The sequence below is a fragment of the Verrucomicrobiota bacterium genome, from assembly GCA_027622555.1.
Lineage (GTDB): Bacteria > Verrucomicrobiota > Verrucomicrobiia > Opitutales > UBA2995 > UBA2995.
The window spans coordinates 11,610-38,236 of record JAQBYJ010000053.1; the positions used below are offsets into that span (position 1 = coordinate 11,610).

A 26,627-nucleotide genomic window follows, 5' to 3' on the forward strand; every position below is an offset into this window, starting at 1 on the left:
GCAAACTCGAAATGGGAGTAAAAACGTCAATCGCAGACTGTGGTATCATTCGTTATTTCCAGGGCATGCGAATTCCATGACCCTACTTGATTCATAGAGTGACTCTGCTCCTTCCATGACAAAATGAAAATGTTCGACCTATATCTCTTCCTCCAAAAGGTGCCCGTGCTCTTTCAACCAGGTTTTCGCTTTTTCTGCTTTGGGTGATTTGGCTCTAACAATGTTCCAGAAACGCGGAGTATGATTGGTTTCCAGTAAATGGGCCAATTCGTGGATGATGATATAATCCACTACGAACATGGGCGCTTTTATCAGTCGCCAATTAAAAGTCACATTGTCTTTCGTCGTGCACGAACCCCAGCGATAACTATTATCCACTATCTTGGCATCCGAGAAAGTAACACCGAGCTCTTTGGCATGTTTAATTACTCTTGGAAGTATCTTTGCATTTGCCTCCTTTAAATACCATTTCCGCAAAAAAACGCCCCCATTGGATTGGTATGCCGCAGGTAATAATAACTTATCCAGAAGTTGAATGCCGGAAAACTTATCTTTGACCAACTCTATCTGGTAAGTACTTCCGAGATACAAAATGGACTCACCGTTGGCTATTTCTTTGCCTGGAGCGTGCGGGCGATCCTGATACTTCTGGACGTGGTTAACTTTTTCAAACAGCCACTGTCGTTTACTTTCCACAGCCTGACGTATCGAAGCATCAGTCGCTTCATTCGGTGCATGGACGATTATCGATCGATCCCGTTCTACGGTGATACTCAACTTTTTCCGCCTGGGAGAGCGGACGACTTCATAACTGATATTCATCAGCTAGCGTAAAGAATGGTATCATTGTTCTTCTCAGCGATTTCCATCAGGCGGCTGATGATATGCTTTCGATTCTGCACGATTTGCGGAAGTTTGGAAAACTCTGGCTGGAGCAGAATTTTTTGAAGGACTTCGATTAGTTTGTTGCGTGCGGGAATACTTTCCCAGAAACCGGTTAGTTTCAGTTCGCGTTCGATTTCGCCATAGACGTTGAGGGTCAGTGCGACGAGCTGGCTGATTTTCTCTTCTCCATTCATTCCATAATTACCTTTGCCTTCAGCCACCGCCTGGTTATCTGCATCCAGGGGATCTACTCCAAAAATCTCCTGTTTAAGTATACGGTAAATAGGTAGCTGCTTTTTACGGTGTAACCCGTAGGCCGGTTCTTTTCCAGCGTTCACTATTCGTTGACGCAGCTTTTCCAGTTCTTCGTAGATCTTATTCCAGTTGTCGGCGAACTCCACGAATATTAATCGCAACGCTTCGGCAAAGGATGCCTGGAGCTGCGGGTCGTCCATGAGTTCAACATCGATATGATGGCGCACGGCGTGTTCAATCTCCGCAGCACAGGTTTTGATTCGCTTGTGCTTCTTCACTTCCTTCTGGAAATCGTCATCCAGAATTGAGATGGGTTCGACTTTCACATCTATGCCCCGTGACACCAGGAACGCGTCCGTTATACTGCGCAGCTTGGGAGGTATTCCTTTCATACTCAAGCGCGCGTCGCGAAAATGCTTTGCCGCCAAGACGTTGATTTCCGTCAGCGCATTGTAGTCAGCTGTGAAATTCAAAGCCTCTTTGGCCGGATAAACCAGATTCAGATTTTTGGTAAATTGCTTGAAGAGGCTCATGAATTCAAAACGCAAATCCTCGTCGTAGAAAATGTCGTAGAAAGCATCGTGGTCCGTCAGGTCTGTCAGCCCATTTTGTTCAAGCAGGACAATGATCGCATCATGACTGGCTTTGAGCTCTCGCAATTCTTCCTCTGGAAAACTCAGGGCGGCGGTGACTTCCTTTTGCTCGCGCTCATCGTAGTTATCGAGTGCTTTTTTGAGGTGGTGCCCAACGCCTACATAATCGACGACAAACCCTTTGTCTTTGGTTTCACCGCTGACCCGGTTCACACGAGCGATTGCCTGAAGCAGTCCGTGCGCGACGATCACTTTATCGAGATACATTACTTGCTCCACCGGTGCGTCGAAGCCCGTCAGCAACATGTTGTTGACGATGACTATACCCATGTCGCCATTCACTCCCTCGTCCTCACTTCCGAAAGCGAGCTTGAAGCTTTTGATCGTATTCTTCTGCTTCGATGAATCAGTATATGCCTTGATATGCAGCTTATCATTATGCTTCCCGGAAATAACCACATCCGTTTTAAGCTTCTTCAAAGTCTGCAACTCTTGGCTCCCAGGACTGGCGATTTCCATTTTGACAATCGCATCAGCCAGAGCCGAATCGATAGGCTTCTTGTAACGCACAGCGGCTTCACGCGATGTCGCCACAATCTGCGCCTTGTAGCCGTTGGGAAAGACGTGGGTGAGATAGTGCTCCACCATATCCTTGGCTTTGGCCTCAATGGTCGGTTCAGCTTCGAGATAAGCCCGGCGTGAACCGTAACCAAGAATTTCCAGGCGCTCATTCAGTTTGTATTCACTGAAAACATCCTCGAACCGGGCATCCATTCCCGCCTTGTCGCTTACCTCGGCATTGTGGGTACGTCCCTCGTAGACGATCTCCAACGTCACTCCGTCATCGATTGCCTGGCGCATGGTGTATTTATCGATGTAGTCACCGAATACCCGTTCTGTTTTATCGATGGGTGTCCCGGTGTACCCGATACGCGAAGCATTGGGAATCGCCTTGTCCAGATTGGCTGCCAGCTTGGAATACTGCGAGCGGTGCGCCTCGTCTGTCATTACCAGTATGTGCGGGCTGGTATTCAATTCGGGAAAGATTTCTGTCAGATCCGCTTCGCGAAATTTATGAATCATCGCCATCACCAGATCCGAGGTGTCACTGGCCAGCAGCTCCTTGAGCTTCCTGATGCTGTTGGCGACCTTGACGGTGAACCCGATACTCTGGCTCGTTTCGCTCAGCTGATCCTCCAGTTGCGTCCGGTCCGTTACGAAAACAACCTTCCATTTCGAGAGGGACGCGTGGCGATACATCTCCCGCACCATAAACATCATGGTCAGCGATTTACCGGAACCCTGCGTGTGCCAGACGATGCCGCTGCGCTTACGTGGATTCTTGCCATCCAGCAATCGCTTCACCGCCAGTTTAACCGCGCGAAATTGCTGGTAACGTCCGACCATCTTGATCAGTTCCCCCTTGTCATTGGTGCCGAACAGGGTGAACGACAAAAGAAGGTCCAATAGATTATTGTGGTCCAGCATCCCCGCCACGAGACGCTGTTGATCATTGGGGCTGCTGGTGCCGTGCTCCAGCTCATCGATGGAGCGGGGAAAGGGATCCGACCAGCGGTAGAAATGCTTTTCGTTATGGGTGGTGATCGTTCCAAACTTCGCCTGTTGCCGGCAGGTCGACACAATGAAGTGGTTGAAATAAAACAACGGCGCACTGCCTTCGCCTTTGTCTCCCCGTTGTTCACTGTAGCGCATGAGCTGGTCGATGGCTTCCGCAATGGGTTCCTTCGCCTTCGGTGATTTGCACTCGATGACCACCACCGGCAGGCCATTGAGAAAGAGCACGATGTCCGGGATTATGTGGTGCTCCGTTCCCAGGATGCGCACCTTGAACTGGCACACCGCGATGAAGCGGTTGTTCTGCCGTTGCTTGAAATCAATGAATCTTACCGTCGGGCTTTTTTCGCCGCTTTGGCGATTCTCCGACACACTCGTACCTTCCAGCAAAAGGCGAAAGACATGCTGGTTGTTCTGTAGCAGGTTGCCACTGGGAAAACTGGCCGTCAGTTGCTTGATCACTTCCTCGACCTGGTCGTCTTCCAGCCAGGGCTGGATCACTTTCAGTTGTTCCCGTAAAACAGGCAACATGACCACCTCGGTGAAATTCGTACGATGGCTCTCAGCTGGCTGCTGCTTCATTTCCAGATCGATGATCTCCCAGTCAAGGGCTGCCAGCTGATCAAGAAGTGGTTTCTCGACATGGTTGCGCTCGTCGAGCCGGATCTGCGCGGATGTGTTTTTCCTGCTCATTATGTTTCAATCACCTCCCAATGTCCGCCATTGGCGGCCATGGTTTTGATGATTCGTTTCCGGGAGCGCCAAGCCCCAGCTTGGCACTGTGGTGAATAAGGCCGAGCTGGGGCTCGGCGTTCCCAGGGTATGTCAGTTTTGTTCTTCATCCATTCCTTTGAGACGTTTCACCTCGCGATCAAAGTCCGAAATGTATTCCCGGTCCTGCGTTTCACGGAAAACTTCGAACTCAGCCTCGGCTTTGAGCTTGGCTTCCAACGCACTCACCTTTCCTTTGTCTTCAAGTATGGGATAACTCGATAACTCCAGAAAGCTGTTCAGAAAGCGGGACCAGTCCGCCATATTCATAGTCATCTGCCGCTCGGCTCGATTTTCCGCAAGATCCAGGTACGCCGATACAATCCGGTTCAATTCCCGAAGATTCTGTTCGTTCAGATAGTTCTTCGCCACCGTAACATCCGATTTTAAAACCTTACCCTTCGGCGAGCCTTTCCAGGTAATCAAACCCATATGGGGCTTATCCGCATCGGCCGATTCATGGATGGTTTCGTATGTTTTGCCGTCTTCGGCAGTATGTTCCAAAATGGAACATACTGATTTCTCAACCAGTTCTTTTGAGCTGAAAATATTGCCCAGATGTTTGGTGATCGCGGGTCGCTTCACACCAAATAACTCAGCCAGCGCCTTCTGCGTCATCCAGAAGTTTTCATCGCGGTAAACAACTTCGATCCGTTGCTCACCGCTCGGCGTCTTATAGAAAATGATTTCGTTGGGCATGGTTAAAATGTGGATCCCCTGGGAACGCCAAGCCCCAGCTTGGCTTTACATGATAGACTGCCGAGCTGGGGCTCAGCGTTCCCGGGATGCGCACCTTGAACTGGCACACCGCGATGCAGTGGTTTCTCGACGTGGTTGCGCTCGTCGAGCCGGATCTGCGCGGATGTGCCTTTATTACTCATGCCTTTTCAATGACCTCCCAGTGCCCGCCTTTATCAGGACCCACTCTGCGAAGTCGTCCTGATTTTTGTAATTTCGCAAGATTCTTCTCAACCGCGCGGGCTGTGATTCCAATCATTATTGAGATATCCATTGCACTCAATTCTCCATTCTCGCTAAGAAGACGTATAATTTTCTCCGAACTTTTCTCCGAACCTTTTTCAGTTTTCTCCGAACTTTTCTCCGAACCTTTTCCCGTTTCTTCCCTAGTTTCTTCCCTAGTACTATCCTTTTCACCCACCTTTTTCCCCGACGTTTCACCGACCTTTTCACCGACGTTTTTCTCCGCCTCTGCCTCAATCTCTGCCACCTTTTCATGAACCGGCAGGCGGATCAGGAAGTGGCTGCGGTCATCGTCGGACTCAAATTCGGGAGGGGGCGAGCCATTGGCGGCCATGGTTTTGATTATTTTGGAGATTCCGGTGGAACGGCCTTCGGTAAGGTCCAGCTCTTTAAGGAAGTCACCTATGCGGCGGTTGCGGTAGCGGCGGCTTACGGCCCGGCCCTTGCGCAGATCGGACAGTTTGATCGACCGGTCCGGGCCAGGGAAACTCAATACCACCAGATCCTCCCCCGTTATCCGCACCTCGACCGGTTCGCGGATTTCGTAAGACCTGTGGTACACCGCATTGACCACCGCCTCCTCGATGGCGGCCAGGGGAAAATTCCAAAGCCGTTCCGCTTCCGGACGATCCGGGTGCTTGATCACCGTTTCCTTCAGGTAGTTGCGCTGGATGAATGAAATCGCATCGCGGGTGATTTGCGCCAGCGGTCCCGCGAAGATCTTCTCTTCAAACTGGTCGCCGCCCGGCCCCTCCGGAAAATAGACCACATCTATCTGGGTGGCGGGAAAGAAACGCCTCGGCTCTTCGTTGAAAAACAACAGTCCCACATTCAACGGCACCGGACTTTCGGCAGGTCCGCCCACGATATTCAACTGGCGGCCCAGGGCTTCAATCGACAGCTCATGTGCCTCGTCGGCAAGCTCACTGCCCACTTCGCGCAGGAATTCACTCATCAAACGGGGTGACAGGTCTTCGAGCTTTGCGCTCTGGTTGAAGCGGTCATCAAACGGCACCTTTGCGGTGAGGCTTATCAATTCGTGTTCTATCTCGCCCCTGGCTTCGACGGTGCTGGCATAGCGGCGAATGTAGTAATGATACTCCTCTTCGAGTGCGTTCATTTAGAGGGATTGTGTGGCTGGAAGAGGGAGTGTTAATGTCACACGGAGACTGTACTTTTTGTAGTTGAAATGACCGCTCAAAATCGAATCCCGACTGGTAGGCAGAGTCCGGGGAATGTTAAAATCATCAACCTAGCCTTGGCGAAAATTCGAAAGCCCAAATAAAGGAAAAGTGGTATACCAAACTCAAAGGATGACACTCTCCGGCAATCTAAACTCAGGAATAATCAGACCGACCCGCATTATTTCCTGTTTTAGATTTCAAAACTAGCATGAATTTGGATTCCAACTTTTCAGCATCTGCTCCGAAATGAGCTTGTCGGTGGTGCATGGGACAAAGGGCAATTACGTTATCTGTGGTGTCTGGTCCATTGTTGCCCAATGCAATAATATGGTGGGCTTCGACATACCGATTCCCATTGATCATTAAGAACCCCTCACACCCGCAATATTCGCAGGAACCTTTTGCACGCATTAAAACAAACTCTCTAACTTTGGGATCCCGCTTGATAGTGCTAACAACCTGAGTGGCTCTATCAGGAGTTTGATGGCCTTCAGGCACGTTTTGACCTAAATCATCGAACACAGATTCAGAACGGTCAGTCTTACCCAAGGCTATCACATCCAACACATGGATACGTTTCTGGTGAGTTACAACACCTCTACCATTTTCCCGGGTGACCGTGAGCCGATTCAGATATTCGCTTTCGAAGTGATCAATTTTTCTTGGATCGGCATTCACGTCCTTGGCATGGCATATAACACCGAAAGCCGGGATATTGTGCTCGATAACATAGTCAATGACTCGTTCCTGTTCTTGTCCTCCAAGCCGGTTAAGAACTTCGGTATCATCCGAAGTGAGAGTGGTTTTATTCTCAACTATTAGGTCCGCCCATAGGGTGAAAACGGCAAACCTACGATCTGGGTGGAGCGAACACCAGGACCAGTATGGATTTCTAAGCTTGGCGTTTAGTTTGTTGAAAAATTCCGCTCGATTCATAACAAAGAATTGAATTGGTTTTCGCCTTCCCTATTGCGGATCAACCCGCAGTGACCGGTACCAGGGTCATGGTGTCGTTGCCGAAGATGTCGATGACTTTTACAGCGATGATGTAGCGGCCTGGTTTTTCATAGGTGTGGCTGGCTGTTTTGAGATCCAGGTCCCTATCCTTGCGGGTGCGGAAGCTCTGCCATTCGTTTTCGAAGATGTAGGCGCCTGTCCAGCGTTCCTCGAAGTCGATAAACTCTTCGTCGGCCATGATCACGCCGGGCAACTCACCATCCACCCCCATGCGCTTGGCCATCTTGATGATCTCCTTGCGGCTTTCGTAGTTAAAATCCACCGCCCAGTAATCCACCCAGTCGGTCCAATTTTTGGTAAGAACCTCGCGGGTGACTATGCCATTTTTGTCCTTGCTGATTTTTACCAGCTGGCCCGCATCGCAGGCTACTTCACTTTTCCCGGCCTTCATTTCGGCGGTGATGCTATCCACCAAACCCTGGGAGTAGTGGACGGAAAAGTCGGTCAACTCCACGGCGAGTGTGAGCGGGTCCTTCGAGTAGTATCTGGGGTGGCCTCGACGTAGGCCACGTCGGCAAAACGCACCTGGCCTTTGTCGACGGCGCGCTTGTCGAAAACTTCCGGCGGAATGGTCTTCGGCGCGATGTCGATACCTTTCTGCCTCGCCTCATCCAATACGGCGGGGGAAAGCCCCATTTCAAACTCGAACGCGAGGATGTCCACGCGGGAAGCACCGCGCTTGCGGCATTCGGTGATGACCTCCTCCACAAACAAACGGCCCACCGGCTGGTTTATGGGGCCCACGACGACGAGGCGGTTGCCACTTTTGCCATGGAAAAAGGCCCGATCCGACAAGCCCTCGGCGCGGTACGCTTTCAGGATGAGATCGCGAAACTCCTCTTCCTTTCTGGCAAGGGCCTGCTCCTTCTTTTTGCCGCTAAGGCGCGAGCCGACGTTAAGGTAGGCCTGCCGTTCATAACGGCCGAGATTGAGCACTTCAAAAGCGCGGAAAGGTTTGTTTGTGGACTTCAAATCGCGCTGGACCTGGATGAGCCGCTTGCGCGTGGTGTGGATGCCGAACTTGCCGAGGTCGGTGGCGATCCATTTGCGCCCAAGCTTTTCGGCTACGGCGGCGGACGTGCCGCTGCCGCAGAAAAAGTCCGCCACTAAATCACCTTCGTTGCTACTGAGTTTGATGATGCGATCGAGAAGTTGCTCCGGTTTCTGTGTGGGGTAATTCGCCGCCTCCAACCCACCTTTAATCATCGCAATGTCTGTCCACAAATTTGGAAGAGGAACGCCCTTGGACTCATCGAGAAACATCTTGAGCTTTGGAACACCAGCCGAGTTCCAAAAAATGCGGCCCTCCTTTTCAAGCTCCAGCATCTTTTCAAGTGTGTATGCCCAGTGGCGACCGGCTCTTGCGCGAACACCGTTCCATTCGTAGTCTGCTTTAGTTCCCTTTCGTTCCCCAGGAGCCATCAAATCTGCCAGCGCGTAATTGCGCCCCAATTCATCCACGTTTGAATACGCCTTCTCGATTCGTTCCTCGGAGTATTCGAGATAAAGCTGATTCCAAACGGGGCTATCACCTTTGCTGTAAAACAGGATCGTGTCAGTGACTACAGCGAGAGTTGTGCCCGCCCGATTTGAGTCTTTTCTTTTCCAGATGATTTCGCTTTGAAACTGATTCGGCCCGAAAACTTCGTTCATCACGGTTCGCAAAAAGGAGTTCACCCGCCAATCGCAATGCACATAGATACTGCCGTCCTTGTGCATCAAATCGCGCATGAGGATCAACCTCTCATAAATCATGGCTATGAAGGAATCCGCGCCGCGCCCCCAAGTGTCACGGTAGGCGATTTGTTCGAGAAGGTTCGGTTCTTTGTGGAAAGTCTCGCCGCCAATCTCGATATCCATGCTGAAATCGGCGCCGACATCGAAGGGCGGGTCGATATAAATGAGCTTCAGCCCACCCGCATCTTCAATCTGTCGACGGAGGGCGCCGCTTTTGAGGGAAGAGAGTATGAGCTTATTGTCACCCCAGATGAGTTTGTTGGTCCACCCCTTGATCTGCCGTCCGCCAAGACCGAGTCCAAGTTCCCCCTCGTCCCCTTTTTCTTTGCGTGGTTCGTCGATGTGCTCAAGCGACTGGAAAGGCAGGATGGCGGTGCAGACCTCGCGGGACTTCCCGTTCCAGACAAGCTCGACCTCGCGTTTGTCGTCGAAGAGGAGGAAGCGGTATTTCTCCGGGAGAGGTTTACCCTGTTCGATGAGCTTGATGAGGTCGCGCTTCTCGTTTTCGGAGAGTTCGTAGTGTTCGGAAGTGGATCGGGCCATGGTGGAACTTGCGGGAAATATGGGAGGTGAAACGGACTTCGATCAAATAACCATCAAATAAGAAATCCGGAGAGAATTATCAGTGAAATCAAGGGTTTGAGCCTGGCGAGCAGTGACAGTAGTCACCCGGAAAAGGCGGTTCATCAAATAACCATCAAATAAGAATCGGATAAAGCTCAGGCCCAGAATGGCAGGTAATTGGCTGGAAAGTTTTGTTTAATCCATACGAACGAAACAAAAAAATAAAATTGAACATCAGCAGGTTACGCATCTTCTGACTCTTCAGGTTTTGTTTTTTTGCTGTTTTTCTTTGTTTCCGGATTGACCTGAAACAATATCCATTCCGGCTTGCGTCTCGATCCTTCGTTAAAAATCTTTGCCACTTTGCGAAGACCGGTCAGGCCGCTTGTCCCATACAACTGTGGTTTTTAGGATCATTGCTGATTAAGGTCCTTAACAAAAAAAGCTTAGTGAAGGATTATGAACGTGTCCTCGGACTGATCGTAGTACGCCGCCAAAAAGCTCCACATAGGTACTTCGGCACTTGAACGATTTAAGCTTCCAGCTGGCTTCCCCGAAGAATCGAATGGTTGCCAGGCGACAGTCCCTCCCTGTTTCCAACCGGTGCCTTCCGCCCAGGCAAATATATAATCTCCTTCAGGGGAGCTGGCGAAAACCGGATGTTTCATGCTTTTGGCTTTATCCGATGGGGTCTTAACTTCTCCAGTCCCCAAGTTGTCTAAATCAATAGGCGAAAAACGGACCTGCTGTTCTGTCTCCCATCCGACAAGCATGCTTTTGTTGGTCTCATGAAAAGACATGCTGCTCATGGGACAGGCCTCCAGGGTCCACTTGTCCAAAATCTTGTCACTGAAATGTTCTCCGCCGTCTTGGGAGACCAGAAGATTGATATCCCTTTGTTTCCCTTCTCGTGCGGCACGATAAACAACATACAGGTTATCTTGATGGTCCACGGTGGCTTGCATGGCGCAACAACCGCAAACACCAGTCCCTTCCGGACTGATCACCCTTTCGCGACCAAAGCTGGTTCCTTGATCCCTGGATATTCTGGAGAATATGCTGCGATTGGCGTCCCCGGCACCTTCTTCTCCCGAGTGCCAGAATATGAAAACGCGACCCGAAGCATCTACCGCGACCGCTCCACCTCCATCGACCGACCAATCACCGCTAATGATCCGTTGTTCTTCAAATCCTGAACCGTCTTCTTTCAAACGCGCATAGAACATGGGTGGGCCATGGTGGTTTTCAGGCTGAGTATTTTTTGATCCGTTCCAGACCACATGAATGCGTTTATGCTTGTCCACCGCAAATTGCGCACCCCGGATGGTCCCCATGGCAACCGAACTGTCCGGCACGGAATTTATTCGGAGTGGGGAAGCGAAATCTCCGCCGGAATCTTTTCGCACGTAATAGAGGTTCCCGGATTGCGCGTCCCCTTTGTAGTACACGAGATGAACGGTTCCGGAAGCATCCACCACTACCTTCGGTTGAATGCCATCGTTTGGGGTTTTTAACAATTTGACGTTGGTTTCGGCATCAACGGTCGAATGGAGCACACCGAGAAGCGAGATTCCAAGGAGGAGCAATTGGGCCACTTTCTTCATGCACTTAAATTTGGTTGATTCAATTAAGTTGAGTTTTCCGGAGTCTCAGAGCGTTGGCAATGACGGATACCGAACTGAACGACATGGCGGCTCCGGCGATCATCGGGCTTAAAAGAATTCCAAAAAACGGATAGAGGATGCCGGCGGCCAGGGGAATACCGGCGGTGTTATAAACAAATGCGAAGAACAGGTTTTGCCGGATGTTGCGCATCACCGCCCGACTCAGCTGCAATGCGGAAACGATGCCCCGCAAATCCCCTTTCACGAGTGTGATTCCCGCGCTCTCAATGGCCACATCCGTTCCGGTGCCCATGGCGATTCCCACGTCTGAAGCGGCTAGGGCCGGGGCGTCGTTGATGCCGTCTCCGGCCATGGCCACTCGATGGCCTTGGGCTTTCAATTCCATCACGATGCGCTGCTTGTCAGCCGGGGAGACTCCGGCGTGGACCTTGTTTATGCCCAGCTCCTTTGCGACCGCCTCGGCGGTAGCTTGATTGTCTCCCGTGCACATGATCACGGTGATTCCCATCGCATGCAGGGATTGGATGGCCTTGAGCGAACTGGACTTGATCGGATCGGCAATGGCGATAATGCCAATGATGAGATGGTTACGTGCGACCCAAATCACCGTGTTTGCTTTGGCCTGCAAAGTGGCAGCCTGGTCGGCCAGGGTGGTTTTATTTTTCATCCCCGATTCCAGCAGAAAATCTAACTTTCCAACCTGTATCTGATCGCTTCCGATTGTGGCTGTCACACCGCCTCCGGTGGAACTTTCGAATTCATCAGCCTGGGACACTTCCAGCCCTTCTGATTTTGCCTTTTCCAAGACTGCCCTGGCCAGCGGATGTTCGGAGTGTTGTTCGACTGCCGCCGCGAGGATGAGAACCTCATCCAGACTGACCCCTTCGGCCGGAAGGATTTCAACGACCCTGGGTCGGCCTTCCGTCAGGGTGCCCGTTTTGTCGGTGATGAGGTGGGTGACTTTTTCAGTCCTCTCAATCGCTTCCGCATTCTTAACGAGTATGCCTTGTTGAGCTCCTTTTCCCACTCCCACCATGATCGACATGGGTGTGGCCAATCCCAAGGCACAAGGACAGGCGATTATTATTACAGCCACCGCATTCACAATGGCGTAGGCCAATGCCGGGGCAGGTCCCCAGAACGCCCAAATGGTAAAAGTCACCAGGGAAGTTATAACAACTGCCGGAACAAAATAGGCCGAAACTTTATCCGCCAGTTTCTGGATCGGTGCGCGGCTGCGTTGGGCCTCTGACACGCTATGCACGATCTGTGATAGCATTGTTTCCGATCCGGTGGCTTCCACTTTCATGGTGAAACTTCCTGTTTGATTGATCGTGGCACCAATTACTTTGTCACCGATTGATTTCTTAACCGGGATGGGTTCTCCGGTTATCATGGATTCGTCGATAGTGCTGCGGCCTTCAATAATGGAGCCATCGATCGGCACTTTTTCACCAGGCTTGACCCTGACGCTATCGCCCTTGACCAGGTCTTCCAGGGGAACATCCTCTTCTTTTCCATCGACAATCCGGTGAGCCGTTTTCGCCGCGAGGTTGAGTAAATTCGTTATAGCTTTGTTGGTGCTGCTACGGGCCCGTGCTTCCAACCATTGTCCCAGGAGAACCAATACGGTGATGACTGCCGCGGCTTCGAAATAGAGCCCCACTTCACCGTGCATTCTGAATGACTCCGGAAATATTTCGGGAAAGACAACCGCAACTGCGCTGAAACCCCAGGCGGCACCCACTCCAAGCATAATGAGTGTAAACATGTTCGGGCTGCGGTTGACGATGGATCGCCAGCCTCGGGCGAAAAACATGCCACCCGCCCAAAATACGACCGGCGTTGCCAGTATAAATTCTATCCATTTTCCGAAGGAGCGCGGGATAAGCTTCTCCAGAGATATCCCAGGCAACATGCTTCCGAATGCGAGGAGAAATACCGGAATGGTCAGGGCGAGCCCGAACCAGAACTTGATGGCGAGTGAACGGATCTCCTTGTTTTCTTCGTCCTCCGAATCCACCGGTGACATCGGCTCCAGATTCATCCCGCATTTGGGACATTGGCCGGGATGATCCTGCTGCACTTCCGGGTGCATTGGGCAGGTGTAGATGGTTTTGGCGGTTTCCCGGTAAGCCGGATTACGCTCTAGGCGCATACCACATTTGGGGCAGTCTCCGGGTTTGTCCGATTCCACCCCCGCACACATAGGGCAAAAGTACTTTGCGGATGCAGAAGCCGTATCGATTGTTTTCTCGTGATGGTCGTGCCCGTGATGGCAGCACGCATGTTCAGATTCTGCGGATGGCTCTCCTGATTCGTGACAGGAAGAAGGTTCGTCCTTCTCGTTTGGCGTCTTCATGTGTGGCAAAATAAGATTGTTATGATTGAGACTCAGATCTCTACCGAAGTGAAAGTTTGAAATCGCGGAGATCGGCAGCAAGCTACCGCTTACATATAGATAAGCGATACGAGGTGTAGGAGGTAGCTTGCTGCCGAATAGTACCGAACGCAGTGACATCACCCATACTGAGGATGTTCGCTCAGTCTTTGAAAAGAATGGGAAAGATGGTTGGAATTGAATTTGTAGGTGTCATCATTCCATTCCTCGAAACGGCTTGTGATTTTCAATTCAGATACCCCAATGTTTGCTTCGGGGAGGTTCATTCTTTGTGTTCGTCATGGCCTTCTTTGGAACTGGCTTTGGCCAGCTGGGCATCCACGGTTCCGCAATGGAGCATCATTGCTCCGAAATAGGGGTTAACCAATTTTTCATTGTTCTGCAGCCATGCTCCGCCTTTACCATCGAAGGCCATTGGGCAGCTCATCTTGTAGATGTTTTGCGTCTTGGTTGTCCCTACATGTTCGATCATTTCTGATAGGTCTTCAGACAGGGTAAGAAACGCCGTTCTTGCGGATGAGATGTCCGCAGCATCGGCCAAATTCGTTGCTTGATCCTGTAGGTCGAGAAGGGATGGTGCATCTTCAAAAGAAGGTCCGTGCCCCAGCATTGCCTTGAAGGTATTCGAGTGTTGTTTCGATGTCTCGAGATCATCGTTGGCAAGGGATGCTTGAAGCTCAAAGTAAGGCTTCAAGAGCATATCGACGAACTCGGGTTTTATGGCCTTGGAATGCGCGAACAACGACGTGGATGCGATCAGGGTGGCGATGATTAATGTGATTATTTTTGATTTCATGATTTTGGTGTGAATTTGAGTTTAGATTCTTCAATTGATGAATAGAGAACGGGGACTACAAAAATAGTTAGTAGGGCCAGGAGCATGCCTCCGAAAGTTGGAATGGCCATGGGGATCATGATATCGGCTCCTCGACCGGTCGAAGTAAGCACGGGCAGCAGTGCAAGAAGGGTGGTTGCACTCGTTATGAGGGCTGGACGCGATCGCCTGGTTCCCGCGTATATAACAGCCTCGCGAATTTCTTTCGCGCTTTTTGGGTTCCGGTCCGAAAATGTTTGTCGTAAATAGGTGCAAATGAGGACGCCATCGTCAGTTGCAATTCCGAATAGGGCCAGGAACCCAACCCACACTGCCACCGACAAATTGATGGTCCCCATCTGAAAAAGAGATCGAAGGTTTTGGTCAAAAAGTTCGAAATTGAGGAACCAGGGCTGGCCATAAAACCACAGGAGGATGAACCCTCCAGACCAGGCGAACAGGATTCCCGAAAACACCAGTAGCGTGGTCGATATCCTCTTGAATTGAAAATAGAGTATCAACCAGATGGCGAAGAGGGCTATCGGCAGCACTAGTCGCAACTTTTTTTCGGCCCGAACCTGGTTTTCATAATTACCGGTAAATTGGTAGCTGACTCCGGCGGGGGTATCGAGTTCTCCGGATTCCTTTTTTTGTTCCAGGAAATCTCGTGCCTGCTCAACCACTTCGACCTCGGCAAATCCGGGTTGTTTATCGAAGGTAACGTAGGCGACCAGAAAGGTGTCTTCACTTTTGATAACTTGTGGGCCTCGTTGGTATTCAATGGTGGAAAGTTCCTTCAGTGGTATTTGCGAGCCGCTGGGTGTGGCCACTAGAATATTTTCGATCTCTTCAATGGTGTCTCGCAGTTCCCGCATGTATCTTACGCGCACAGGATAACGCTCGCGGCCTTCGACGGTTTGGGTTACCGGTTTACCACCAACCGCGACCTCAATGACGTCCTGCACCATTTTGATTTTGATACCGTAACGGGCGATGGCGTCACGATCAATATCGATTTCCAGGTAGGGTTTGCCCACTACACGGTCTGCGATAACGGTTGTGGGTTTGATCGAAGGAACCTGCTTTAAGAGTCCTTCCAATTCCAACGCGACCTTTTCGATGGTTTCCAGGTCGGGGCCAAACAACTTCAAACCCATGGGTGCGCGCATCCCTGTTTGCAGCATGATCAGCCGGGTTTCAATGGGTTGCAGTTTGGTGGCGGAGGTGGTTCCCGGTAGCGCGGTGACTCGCACGATTTCATTCCAGATATCGTCAGGGCTTTTTATATGATCCCGCCACTGACGGAAGGGTCGTCCATCCTTGTCGGGGATAAGTTCTCCTCGGGGGTCTCGCAAGAAATCCTGCCGTTTTTTATCCCATGCAAAAGTGATGATTCGGCCATGCTCATCGGTCATAAACTCCGACTTATAATTAACCACGGTTTCAAACATCGAGATCGGAGCCGGATCAAGCGGGCTTTCCGCTCGTCCCAGTTTCCCCACTACACTTTCAATCTCCGGAATCGCATGGATCGCCATGTCCTGTTTTTGCATAACATCCATCGATTCTCCGATGGAAGCGTGGGGCATGGTGGTCGGCATCCACAGGAACGAACCTTCATCCAACGATGGCATAAACTCCTTACCCAATCCCGGAAGTTGATGAGTCATGGCCACAAAGGGACGGGATTTTTTGACAACATCAGGCATCCAGCCAAACAGAGTTCCCCAGCCCAACCAGACGCAGAATCCGAAAAGCAGGATCATACAACAAAATCCGAGGAAGGCGATTTTCATCTCCAATAATAATGCCAGTAATTTGGGATAGAGTCGGATGAAAAGACAAAAGAACCCCAATAGGCCACCAATGGTGATGAGAACAAAAAAGATGTTTAAGAAGTCTCGTTCGGGTCCAAGTGGTTTCCAATCTGCTGCCAACCAAAGAGCGACCAGTATGGCTACACCAAAGTTGAAGGTGTATAAAGTGATCCTGCGAGTTACATCTGGAATATGGGTGGAGAAATGGTGGAATGCAGCCGTTGCCATCATCAGCAGACCCAACCACCAGGGGAACCACGATACGAAGATCCAGCCAAGCAATCCGGCTACTCCCATCCCTGCCCAGAACCCGGATTTGGTAAGCGTGGATTTAAACTTCCCTGCGATAATCCAGTGGGCGAGGGGAGGAATGATGGTTAACGCCACGACAATCGATCCGATCAAGGCAAACGTCTTGGTATAGGCCAGCGGTTTGAAGAGCTTCCCTTCGGCCGCCTCCATGGTGAAAACAGGGAGGAAACTGATCACGGTGGTTAAAACCGCTGTAACCACCGCGCTTCCCACTTCGGCGCATGCTCTGTACACGACTTCGAGTCGACTTTCGTTTTCGTCCGCGGAATCAAGGTGTTTCAGAATGTTCTCAATCAGTACGACCCCCATATCCACAATCGTCCCGATCGCGATCGCTATCCCGGAGAGCGCAACCACGTTCGCATCTACCTTGAAGATGCGCATGCCTATAAAGGCAAACAACACCGCCAGGGGTAGCACACCGGAAATAAGTGAAGCACTGCGCAGATGCATGACCATGATTATCACGACGATGATCGTAACCAGAATCTGTTGACGAACGGCGTCTTCCAAAGTGCCCAGAGTTTCGTTAATCAGTCCGGAGCGATCATAGAAGGGTACAATCTGCACTTGGCTCTCTGTGCCGTCCTCGAGCGTTTTTTTGGGCATTCCTGCCGAGATCTCCTGAATTTTTTCCTTGATGCGTTTAATCACTGCCATGGGATTTTCTCCATAGCGTGTGACGACCACGCCTCCTACGGCTTCGGCCCCCGCCTTGTCGAGCGCACCGCGTCGTAGCGCGGGACCGTACTGGATTTCTGCAACCTGTTCCAGTGTGATGGGCACGTTATCGCGCTGGGTGATCACGGTCTTTCGCAGGTCATCCAAATTCTCAATAAAACCAAGGCCACGAATGACATATTCCACCCGGTTGATCTCAATTGTGCGTGCGCCCACATCGAGATTACTGCCTCGCACCGCATCGAATACTTCGTGCAATGCGATCCCGTAAGTGCGCAACGCATCGGGGTCGACGTCGACCTGGTATTCCTTCACATAGCCGCCTATGGAGGCCACTTCAGCTACTCCGTCTACCCCTTGGAGTGCATAGCGTACATACCAGTCCTGAGTGCTGCGAAGTTCGTCAAGATCCCAGCCACCTGTGGGAGTCCCTTCCGGATCCATTCCTTCCAACGTGTACCAGAATACCTGGCCGAGAGCAGTCGCGTCCGGTCCAAGTTGCGGAGTTACCCCTTCGGGCAAGGTGCCACTGGGCAGACTGTTTAATTTTTCCAGTATCCGGCTTCGGGTCCAATAAAACTCTGTGTCTTCCTTGAAAATGATGTAGATGGAAGAGAATCCAAACATCGAATAACTTCGGACGGTTCTGACCTCCGGAAGGCCCAGTAAGGCTGTGGTTAACGGGTAGGTGATCTGGTCTTCAATATCCTGCGGTGAGCGTCCCATCCAACTGGTAAAAACAATCTGCTGATTTTCACCAAGGTCGGGTATCGCATCCACGGGGACAGGATCGCGGGGAAAATTTTCAAACTGCCAGTCAAAGGGAGCTACTGCGATGCCCCACAAAATGAGCACGGTGGTAAAGAGAACTACGACGAGTTTATTCTCGAGGCAGAAGCGGATGAGAATGTTTATAGGGGACGAGGGACGAGAGGCGCGGGGCGCAGGGTTCTCGGAACGGGGCGAGGGGCGTGGGTCGGAAGACGAGGATGGGGGTTCGTTGTCGGAGTGATTCATGGCTGCGTTCCTCTTTTTTTTAGGCTAGTCATCGTCTTGGTAAGGATGGCGATGATGTGGTCACATTGATCACACCGTTCTTCGACAAGTTCTGTTTTAAACCAGCGTCGCATGCGAACGTAGCGGCCTTTTGTTTCTCTGGCAGATCCGCGGGCTATAACCAGGAATCGTATGTATTCCTTGGTGGTTTCGCGGCCGTGTCCTTCCTCGATGTTCGCAGCGATTGAATCGGCGCTCGCTAGCTGCTGTGACACCAGTCGATCAAGAGCCGGTTTTTTTGCCATATTGGCAAAATCATCCACGACCAAATCAAAGAGCTCCATCGCCAGCCGATAGCCCATAAATTGTTCCAGGGACTCCGAGCTCATTTCTCTCCCTCCCTCGCCCCACGCCCCTCGACACTCGTCTCGTGCCCATGTCCCTCGTGCGAGGTCAGATTTTCTTTCACCTCACCACAGGTGAGCATGGAGGCGCCGAAGTAGGGATTTCTCAGGTCGTCGGTGACCTGGAGCCAATCGGCACCAGTTGTGTCGTAAACCATCGGGCAGTGCATTTGATACAGATCTCCTTCAAACACGTGAGAATCCGACCGGACGGCGTCAATCATTGCCTCAGAAAGCGTATCGAAATGCGGACGCCGAATGTCATCGAGAGAATCGGCGTCCATCATTTTATGGATCAATTCTGGGAGTGCTCCTGCATGGCCTGTGGTTTCCATCATTGCTTTGAGCTGCTCTTTTGACAATTGAAGGTCGTCCCCGGCCAAGCTACTTTGGAGCTTTAGGTAAAGAGGCAGGATCTTTTTTGCCAGGTCCGTGCTGATGGACAGGTGTTCTGCTTCCATCACTTGCCCGGTGCCTTCGTGGTTGTGCCCGTGCCCCGCGCCCTGTGCCCCTCGTCCCGTCTCACTCATCATGCTGGGTTTGGCTTGAATCTGGAGGGAGCTATCAATTTTGAAAGCACCTTGGGTCACCACGCGGTCTCCATCGCTTAGTCCTTCAGCGACCAGAAAATAATCTCCTGCCCGTGACCCGAGAACTATTTCCCGTCCTTCAAACGTGGGTCGTTTGGTTTCTGGGATTTCGATATAAACGACAGCGCGCTTGCCGGTGCGAAGGACCGCCGATGCTGGTATGATCAACGGGGCTAGCTCCTCAATCTCCTCGACGTATCCAAGCTTCTCAGCTGAGACAAGATCCATACCGCAGACATCGCATTGGCCAGGAGCATTTTTAATGATCTCAGGATGCATCGGACTGATCCATTTTCCAGCCAACTCCGGGGCGAACACTTTCCCGCCGTCCGCCATTTTGGCTGAAATTTCACCGCGAGCAAACATGCCGGGTTTGAGGCGTTTGTCCGTGTTCGAAACATTGACCCGTACGGAAACGGTCCGAGTGCTTCGATTTACTTCCGGTTCGATGAAAGCGATCTGTCCGTGAAAGGTCTCACCTGGGAATGACTCGACTGTAAATGCCACATCCTGCCCGTAGCGGAGCCAGGCGAGGTCTGATTCATAAGCATCGAGGTAGAGCCAGAGCCGGCTCAGATCCACGATTTTAAACAACGGATCACCGGTCTTCAGGTAGTCGCCTTCTTTTACATTTTTGGCTACCACCACGCCACCTACCGGCGCACGCAATACGAATCGGTCTGTCGCCTCGCCGTTGTTCAGGATCTCTTCAATCTGGTCGGGTAGCAAGTCCCACAGGCGCAGTTTTTCTCGTGCGGCTTGGGTGATCGAATTGTTGGGATTGCTCCTGTAGGCTGTTAGTAATTCCCGTTGAGCGGAAAGAAGATCGGGGCTGTAAACTTCTGCCAAGTGCTGCCCTACTGTGACCTCCAGTCCTGTAAAATTGACAAAGAGTTCGTCGATTCGTGCGGGGAATCTGGCGGTCAAAGACTTGAGCCTTGTCTCGTCGTAATCCAGTTTACCTACCAGCCGAATCTTGGCTTCGGGGTATTCTCGTTTGATTTCTGTGGTCTGGATATCTGCAAGCGCACGCGAGCTCTCGCTCATGCTCAGAGTCCGTGGTCCGTCATCACTTCCGCCGTCTTTTGCTACCGGGATTAGGGTCATCCCGCAAATGGGGCAATTCCCGGGTTCGGGTTGCTGGATTTGCGGGTGCATGGAACAGGTCCAGATAGTGGCTTCCCCCACGCCTTTTTGTGTAGTATGCGTTTGATGGTCGGTGAAAGATTCATTTGACGAAGGTATGAGAAACCGGCCTGCGATCAGTCCGATCAATAAGATACCTACGCCTGTTCCTACTTGTATTAAAACGGTTTTGTTATTCATGGCTTTGGGTTGCTTTAAAGGTTTCTAAAATGGGTTGATTGGCTAAGGATTGAATGGTGATACGCTGTTGCCAGGCATCGGTGGCTGCTCGCCTATGGAGAAGTTGTAGTTCAAGTAACGACCGTTCGCTGTCTATGACTTCAAGGATTCCGGTTTGGCCTCCGCGGTAGCTGGACTGACTATTTTCGACGGCTTGTCGGGCCAGTCCCAATAGCTCCTCGCCGTAAAGTTTGAGGCGACGGTTGGCGTCATCGAGCTGGGAAATACTTATGCTCAATTCAGTTTTTAAGGCATTGAGGCGATGTTGGTAATCATTTTCGGTGGCGCGTTTGCTTGCTAGCGCCTCATCACGACCGGCGGCATTCTTGTTGCCCCAGATAGGAATGTTCACTGCAAACGTTAATGCCCATGGGTCTCTACCTGCGTCTGGGGTTAATGGATTAACCACTGGATCACCGGTTTGTATATAGTTAAAACCGAGGTTGAAATCGGGCGAACTTTCTAGGCGTGCGATTTCTCGCCTGGCCTCTGCGCTATCGATTTTGCGTTTAAGCATTTCGAGCTCCGGGTTGTTCGCTTGAATGGATTGGCTCAGTGCCAAACCATTGAGAGACTCAATCGCCGGTTCTTCCCAGGTCGGCCAGGGTAGAATTAATTCCGGAGATAAGTTCAGGAGTTCGTTCAATTGGGCTGATCTCGCGATACGTCTCTGCTTCAGAGACTGCAGCTTATCGTTCATTTTACCGATTTCCACTTTAAGCATGAGAAGTGAATTGAGACTACCTCCGGCTTTCACTTTTTCTTCTACAATGGGCTCAAGATTCTCTAGCAGCACCAGGTTTTCCTGCGTGAGTTCAATGGCTTGTCCTGTAAATGAGTATTCGTAATAGTGGATCGATACGGTACGAGCCAGCATGAGTTGTTGGTTTTGGTAGGTAAACCAAAGGGCTTCCGCATCTGCCGTGGCCATTGATTCCCGGCTGCTCAATTTCCCGAACCAGGGAATGCGTTGGCTGACCATAAACACGTTTTCTTGTGGACCCGTACGTGTCTGGACCGATTCGACAAAGTGAGTTACCTGAAACATCGGGTCGGGCAATGACGATAGTTGTGGGATACGTTTAGTCGCCGCTTCATATCGAGCTTCGAAAGCCTTCAATTGTGGATTGGCCGACTGTGCCCGTATTAAATAGGAATGCAGATCGGTTGCGCTGAAATGCTCTGATAGTGCTGAAGTATTTAAACTTAAACTGATCAGGATTAGAAAGTAGATTGGCGGCCGGTAAAGGTGACTGATTTTAGGTAGTTTCATTTCAAATGTTACTCATGATTGACCAATGAGTTGGCTAGGAATGCGTTGTACGATCTGGGTTGCGACTCGGAATAATGGATGTGGATATGCACTTTGTGTTAACAGCTGCGTTGGAATCAGAATAGATTCGCTTCCTGGTTATACCTCGCCGGAGCAATCGCAGGTCCGCTTAATTTGCGTACATGGGATCCTCTTTGAGGATTTTATTGAAGCTGAACCACTCAGCTTGGCGCGGGATAGTTTCCCGAGCTATTTGCGACGAATCACAGTAACCGTACGCAGTCAGTCTGGGTATGTATCCAGGCGTCTCGGACTACAGTCGGAATATGATTTGGCAAAATCCTCGCATGACTGTTTTGGAGTGAAGCGAGGTTGAGCACTTCTATGACTTTATCAGTCTGTGCTACAAAGTGAGTTACGAAATTGCTTTGGTCTTCGGCGATGCGTGCATCCTCATTCGAAAGGGATTTGTGCTGGCAGTCGGTGCTCTTTTGACCTTCCGCTTCCTGTTGATCACCAGGACAGCAACCGTGATCTTGGATGGAATTAGTCGATTCCAGCGTTTCGGCGAAAGTTATGCAGCAGCACAGCGGATTGAGAACCGCTAAGATTATAAGTACTGTCGAAAACTTTTTCATTTTCCTAACTACAATAGGTATAATTAGAGAGGAATCAACCCTACAATTTATTTCATCCAAAAGGAGGATTATTTTTACGAAAAACCAGTTGACGGGCCGCAGAGTAAGGATTTTAGTCCGTCCTCTTATATTGGAAGGCCAGATAGCTCAGTTGGTAGAGCAGAGGACTGAAAATCCTTGTGTCCCCAGTTCAATTCTGGGTCTGGCCACCAATATGGTTTCTTTAAAGTCTCGAAAGCGTCGGGACTTTTTTGTTGTACGGACATCTTAGAGAGACCCAGAACTGCAATGTATCGCTACCGCGATAGAACTCCAGGCTTCGCCCTCCGTGAACTGGGTCTGGCCACCAATATGGTATTTTAAAATCTCCGGGTATTCTCGGGGATTTTTTGATGTACAAATATCGCGGGAATAATCCCCAGACTTGAAAATGTATTGTCCGTTGCACAACAGTTGTCGTCGTTCTACTCGGAACTGGGTCTGGCAACCCTGGCTATTCTTTTTCCCTGGGAACGCCAAGCCCCTGCTTGGCCTAAACTCCGGACTGAGCCCTTCCTGAGATGATACTGGTCTCCAATTTTCATTGTTGTCTTCAAGTCGGTTTTAAAGGAACTACGATATCCTAATGGATATCAATTGGTCTTGACACGAGAATGAATATCAAAAGGATTTGATATCCAAACTAATATCAGAGTCATATGAAGATTCATATTCGAAGTAGCCAGGATTTGGGGGAACTTATTGGTTCGGCTCGGAGGAGGCGTGGACTGTCTCAGAGAGATGTGGCGAAAGAACTGGGGGTGACGCAGGCCTGGATCTCGCGAGTTGAGCGAGGAAATCAGAAATGCTGGATTGGACAGGTACTTCGATTGGCGTCTTTCCTGGATGTGAACTTGGTGGGTGAGCTTTCGACCGATGATAAGAGTGAAACGCAGGCCCAGGGTGAGTATCCGGATTTGGACGCATTTCTAAACGAGTCTTAAAGGATGCCTGAGAATGAATCCATACTTCTGTTGTATTTTGGTGACCAGCTGATGGGTTCCTTGCACCGTCTCAAAGGTGGAAAGTTGATATTTGTTTACGATGACCATTACCGAGATTTGGAAACGGCTGTTCCTCTCTCGCTCTCGATGCCGTTGATTGAAAAAGAGCATGGGCATAGTAGAGTATCCCCGTTTCTGTGGGGATTGCTTCACGACAACGAGTTGGTCCTTCAGCGATGGGCCGCGAGGTTTACTGTTAGCGCCTCCGATTGTTTTGGATTGTTGAGCGGAATCGGAAACGATTGCGCTGGTGCCATCCGGTTCGTGAAGCCGGATGAAGTGGATAGCGTTGTCAATGGAGGTAAGTCGCTCCTCAAGCCTGAGATAATTGAGCAGCGTCTGGCCGAGCTCAGGCGAGATCCGGCAATGGGACGAATATCTGGAGATAAAGGCCAGTTCTCGTTGGCGGGCGCACAGGCAAAAACTGCATTCCAGCGCAAAGGGAGTCGATGGTATCTGCCTTGGGGCAGTGAACCAACTACCCATATTCTAAAGCCTCCACGTCCGGACCTGAACGGACATGTGGAAAATGAACACTTTTGTCAGAGTTTGGCGAAGGCGCTTGGCCTGAGGGCAGCGACGAGCGAGGTTTTGAGATTTGGAAATGAAACGGCTATTTGCGTGGAACGATATGATCGAATGGTGTCAGGCCGAAAGTTTGTCCGAGTCCATCAGGAAGACGTTTGCCAAGCACTCTCGATCCATCCGGCTCGAAAATATGAGAGTGAAGGCGGTCCCGGAGTGCCCAGCATCATGAGCCTGCTCAATCGGTCGAGTCAGCCAATCGAAGATCGCCGACGATTTATGGAAGCCGTTGTATTTAACTATCTGGTACTCGGATCGGATGCACACGCGAAGAATTACAGCCTTCTGCTTGGAGTGAGGGGGCAGGTGCGACTTGCTCCTTTCTATGATTTGGCGAGTTTGCTCCCTTATGTGAAGCAGCGAAAAGATCAGCGCCTGGCCATGAAGATCGGGTCCTACTACCGGGATTCACAGATTCGTCCTAAGCATTTTGAAAGGATGGCTCGGCTTTGTGAGTTTCCTTATCCGGAACTTCGCAAAATCATAATCGAAATGGCGGGTCAAATACCTGCTCAGGCGGAAAGTGTTCTCAGCGAAATTAATTTCCAAGGTATGAATCATCCCATACTAGATATGCTTAAAGAAAAGCTGTCCGTGCGGTCTAAAAATATTCTCAAAGGCTTCTGAACTCCTGAATCCAATATCGTCCAAGTTGATTTGGACGATAGCAAAGTAGTCTAAACCTCCCTCAAATATGAAATATGAACATTGGCCCTTTTGTCGTTCTTCGAGGGAAACGCACCTCGGTTCAGCCCTACTTCGATAAACTTACTGCAAAGGTATTGGATTGACCCTTTTGGGTCTGACTTGTTCCCTTCGGCGTCGAAACGCATGCGTTTGAACTCGATATCAAAGGTCTGCCACACGCCGGGAGCCCAGCACATGTTTACTTGAGGAGGTGATTGTTTGTATAGGGCTCCACACTCGTTCCACATGCCACCCAGTCCGTAACTGTCGAGAATCTGGATCTCATAACCGCCCGGCACAAAAAAACCGCTGTTGCCACGGTGTTGCTCCCGGCCTTCCGGTTCGTAGGGCAAATTGAATTCCAAATGCACTTTTACATCGCCAAAGGATTGCTTGGTATTGATTGAACCGCCTTTGTCATTGTTGTCCTTCTTGGGAAGTATTTCGAAATAGCCATTTTTGACGAGCCAGGTGGCAGGCTCCCCTTTTCCCAACTCCCACGCGTCCAGATTCTTTCCATCAAAGAGGATTACCGCTCCATTGGGTGCTTTTAATCCTGCGGTAGGTGAGGACCGGACAATTTTCTTTAAGGCAAACTGGGTAAGCAGATCACCGCTGGTTTTTTCTCCGGTGAACGAGTTTTTGGTTATTTCACCTTTGTAACCGTTTTCATCAAAAGTCATTTTCCCGTTTTTCCAGGTCGCTTCCGTCTTCACCTTGAAGTCTGCCCGTTTGTCGAACTCTTCCATGATCTGGATCTCGTAGCGATCTTGTCCCAGCCCGATAACACGGGCCACCAGTCCCGGGTTGTTTTTCGCATTTCCATCTTTGGCCGGCGCATTCACCCAGCCCCCTTGCCAATCGCCCATAAAAGGCGGTATAGGCTCTTCAGCGGAGAAGACCGCACTTTGAGCAAGGACCAGGACAAGGGATAAAAGAGGAGTTAATCTGGGTAGTTTCATAGGAATTATAATAACGAATTATTTAGGTTTGGATCAGCAATATTGATCCGGCAGGGACAGGCAACCTTTGAATTGTTTCAGAAAACAAAAGATTGAAAATACTCGCGCAGAGCCGCGAATGCTCTGAGGATCCCCAGTTCAATGATGAAGTGCTTATACCCCACCCTGCTTGCTTTCTTACTGACTCTCTCTATTTCCGCTGCTGACCGGCCACCCGTGGTGAGCGTGCCTGTCCTGAGCGAAGTCGAAGGGTCGAATCCAAACATTCTTCTGATGATGACCGATGATCAGGGGTACGGGGACATGAGTGGCCACGGGAATCCAGTTCTTAAAACGCCCAACCTGGACCGCCTGGCCGAGGAAAGCACCGAATTCACCCAATTTACGGTTTGCCCGAATTGCTCCCCCACCCGCGCCGGACTGATGACCGGACGCTACAATTATAGAACCGGCGTTACCGAGGTAATTCGTGGAAACTTCATGATGTTCAATGACGAGGTCACCATCGCCGAGATCCTCCGGGACGCGGGTTACCGCACCGGCATTTTTGGAAAGTGGCATCTGGGTGACAATTACCCCATGCGTCCCACCGATCAGGGATTTGAGGAAGCCCTGGTCCACAAAGCCGGCGGTATTGGGCAGGCGGCTGGTCCGGAAGGCAACCAATACTTCGATCCCATTCTGGAACACAACAATGTGCCCAAAACCTACCAAGGTTACTGCGACGATATTTTCACTGACGCCGCCATGAAGTTTATGGGGCTAAAAAGCGATAAACCCTTTTTCACTTATCTGGCTACCAATCTTCCCCACTTTCCGCTGGAAGTAAGCGATGAACTGGCCGATCCCTACCGAAAGCTCGGTGAACATGA

17 protein-coding genes, 1 tRNA gene and 1 pseudogene are annotated in these 26,627 nt (G+C 50.7%); 5 read left to right on the forward strand and 14 right to left on the reverse strand.

Annotated elements, in window-relative coordinates; genetic code table 11:
• Positions 1–138 precede the first annotated feature (138 nt).
• From O3C43_14325 to O3C43_14385, 13 genes and pseudogenes are all read right to left on the reverse strand, one after another.
• Positions 139–822 (reverse strand): SprT family zinc-dependent metalloprotease, encoded by a 684-nt coding sequence (locus O3C43_14325; GenBank protein MDA1067667.1) that lies wholly within the window; start codon positions 820–822, stop codon positions 139–141.
• A complete protein-coding gene (locus tag O3C43_14330; GenBank protein ID MDA1067668.1) occupies positions 822–4,001 on the reverse strand; it encodes an HsdR family type I site-specific deoxyribonuclease in 3,180 nt (1,059 codons plus the stop codon). The genes O3C43_14325 and O3C43_14330 overlap by 1 nt, the downstream gene beginning before the upstream one ends.
• A 132-nt stretch (positions 4,002–4,133) precedes the next feature.
• Positions 4,134–4,778, reverse strand: a complete 645-nt coding sequence (rhuM, locus tag O3C43_14335) for a RhuM family protein (GenBank protein ID MDA1067669.1) — start codon at positions 4,776–4,778, stop codon at positions 4,134–4,136.
• A 178-nt stretch (positions 4,779–4,956) separates the two neighbouring features.
• Positions 4,957–6,180, reverse strand: a complete 1,224-nt coding sequence (locus O3C43_14340; protein MDA1067670.1) for a transcriptional regulator — start codon at positions 6,178–6,180, stop codon at positions 4,957–4,959.
• Positions 6,181–6,397: 217 nt separating this feature from the next.
• Positions 6,398–7,180, reverse strand: coding sequence for an HNH endonuclease (locus tag O3C43_14345; protein ID MDA1067671.1), 783 nt, complete (start codon positions 7,178–7,180; stop codon positions 6,398–6,400).
• A gap of 40 nt (positions 7,181–7,220) precedes the next feature.
• Positions 7,221–9,541: pseudogene (locus O3C43_14350) on the reverse strand (DNA methyltransferase).
• 467 nt (positions 9,542–10,008) lie between these two features.
• Positions 10,009–11,166, reverse strand: coding sequence for a hypothetical protein (locus O3C43_14355; GenBank protein MDA1067672.1), 1,158 nt, complete (start codon positions 11,164–11,166; stop codon positions 10,009–10,011).
• Between the two features lie 19 nt (positions 11,167–11,185).
• A complete protein-coding gene (locus O3C43_14360) occupies positions 11,186–13,549 on the reverse strand; it encodes a copper-translocating P-type ATPase (GenBank protein ID MDA1067673.1) in 2,364 nt (787 codons plus the stop codon).
• Positions 13,550–13,850: 301 nt separating this feature from the next.
• A complete protein-coding gene (locus tag O3C43_14365) occupies positions 13,851–14,384 on the reverse strand; it encodes a DUF3347 domain-containing protein (protein ID MDA1067674.1) in 534 nt (177 codons plus the stop codon).
• Complete coding sequence (locus O3C43_14370; protein MDA1067675.1) at positions 14,381–18,229, reverse strand: efflux RND transporter permease subunit; 3,849 nt, start codon at positions 18,227–18,229, stop codon at positions 14,381–14,383. Before O3C43_14370 ends, O3C43_14365 begins: the two co-directional genes overlap by 4 nt.
• Complete coding sequence (locus O3C43_14375) at positions 18,226–18,597, reverse strand: four helix bundle protein (protein ID MDA1067676.1); 372 nt, start codon at positions 18,595–18,597, stop codon at positions 18,226–18,228. Before O3C43_14375 ends, O3C43_14370 begins: the two co-directional genes overlap by 4 nt.
• Positions 18,594–20,528, reverse strand: a complete 1,935-nt coding sequence (locus O3C43_14380; GenBank protein ID MDA1067677.1) for an efflux RND transporter periplasmic adaptor subunit — start codon at positions 20,526–20,528, stop codon at positions 18,594–18,596. The genes O3C43_14375 and O3C43_14380 overlap by 4 nt, the downstream gene beginning before the upstream one ends.
• The gene (locus tag O3C43_14385) at positions 20,521–21,840 is read right to left on the reverse strand and encodes a TolC family protein (protein ID MDA1067678.1); all 1,320 of its coding nucleotides are present in this window, start codon (positions 21,838–21,840) and stop codon (positions 20,521–20,523) included. Before O3C43_14385 ends, O3C43_14380 begins: the two co-directional genes overlap by 8 nt.
• 410 nt (positions 21,841–22,250) lie before the next feature.
• Between O3C43_14385 and O3C43_14390 the strand changes: the two genes are divergently transcribed.
• From O3C43_14390 to O3C43_14405, 4 genes are all read left to right on the forward strand, one after another.
• Entirely contained in the window at positions 22,251–22,448 is a 198-nt protein-coding gene (locus O3C43_14390; protein ID MDA1067679.1) for a hypothetical protein, read from the forward strand.
• Between the two features lie 166 nt (positions 22,449–22,614).
• Positions 22,615–22,690: transfer RNA gene (locus tag O3C43_14395), tRNA-Phe, on the forward strand.
• A gap of 486 nt (positions 22,691–23,176) precedes the next feature.
• A complete protein-coding gene (locus O3C43_14400; protein MDA1067680.1) occupies positions 23,177–23,461 on the forward strand; it encodes a helix-turn-helix transcriptional regulator in 285 nt (94 codons plus the stop codon).
• A 3-nt stretch (positions 23,462–23,464) separates the two neighbouring features.
• A complete protein-coding gene (locus tag O3C43_14405; protein ID MDA1067681.1) occupies positions 23,465–24,733 on the forward strand; it encodes a type II toxin-antitoxin system HipA family toxin in 1,269 nt (422 codons plus the stop codon).
• A gap of 50 nt (positions 24,734–24,783) precedes the next feature.
• Here O3C43_14405 and O3C43_14410 read toward each other — a convergent pair whose 3' ends face one another.
• Entirely contained in the window at positions 24,784–25,755 is a 972-nt protein-coding gene (locus O3C43_14410; protein MDA1067682.1) for a DUF1080 domain-containing protein, read from the reverse strand.
• Positions 25,756–25,896: 141 nt separating this feature from the next.
• On the opposite strand from O3C43_14410, the gene O3C43_14415 reads away from it, so the two are divergent.
• Positions 25,897–26,627: sulfatase-like hydrolase/transferase (locus O3C43_14415; GenBank protein ID MDA1067683.1), on the forward strand; the 731-nt coding region annotated here is incomplete at its 3' end.

Bases quoted from the DNA above. Each gene is read 5' to 3' on its own strand.
- rhuM (MDA1067669.1), bottom strand. From the start codon at position 4,778: ATGCCCAACGAAATCATTTTCTATAAGACGCCGAGCGGTGAGCAACGG.
- O3C43_14370 (MDA1067675.1), bottom strand. From the start codon at position 18,229: ATGAATCACTCCGACAACGAACCCCCATCCTCGTCTTCCGACCCACGC.
- O3C43_14400 (MDA1067680.1), top strand. From the start codon at position 23,177: ATGAAGATTCATATTCGAAGTAGCCAGGATTTGGGGGAACTTATTGGT.
- O3C43_14385 (MDA1067678.1), bottom strand. From the start codon at position 21,840: ATGAAACTACCTAAAATCAGTCACCTTTACCGGCCGCCAATCTACTTT.
- O3C43_14375 (MDA1067676.1), bottom strand. From the start codon at position 18,597: ATGAGCTCGGAGTCCCTGGAACAATTTATGGGCTATCGGCTGGCGATG.
- O3C43_14365 (MDA1067674.1), bottom strand. From the start codon at position 14,384: ATGAAATCAAAAATAATCACATTAATCATCGCCACCCTGATCGCATCC.
- O3C43_14330 (MDA1067668.1), bottom strand. From the start codon at position 4,001: ATGAGCAGGAAAAACACATCCGCGCAGATCCGGCTCGACGAGCGCAAC.
- O3C43_14325 (MDA1067667.1), bottom strand. From the start codon at position 822: ATGAATATCAGTTATGAAGTCGTCCGCTCTCCCAGGCGGAAAAAGTTG.
- O3C43_14355 (MDA1067672.1), bottom strand. From the start codon at position 11,166: ATGAAGAAAGTGGCCCAATTGCTCCTCCTTGGAATCTCGCTTCTCGGT.
- O3C43_14345 (MDA1067671.1), bottom strand. From the start codon at position 7,180: ATGAATCGAGCGGAATTTTTCAACAAACTAAACGCCAAGCTTAGAAAT.
- O3C43_14340 (MDA1067670.1), bottom strand. From the start codon at position 6,180: ATGAACGCACTCGAAGAGGAGTATCATTACTACATTCGCCGCTATGCC.
- O3C43_14380 (MDA1067677.1), bottom strand. From the start codon at position 20,528: ATGAATAACAAAACCGTTTTAATACAAGTAGGAACAGGCGTAGGTATC.
- O3C43_14360 (MDA1067673.1), bottom strand. From the start codon at position 13,549: ATGAAGACGCCAAACGAGAAGGACGAACCTTCTTCCTGTCACGAATCA.
- O3C43_14405 (MDA1067681.1), top strand. From the start codon at position 23,465: ATGCCTGAGAATGAATCCATACTTCTGTTGTATTTTGGTGACCAGCTG.
- O3C43_14410 (MDA1067682.1), bottom strand. From the start codon at position 25,755: ATGAAACTACCCAGATTAACTCCTCTTTTATCCCTTGTCCTGGTCCTT.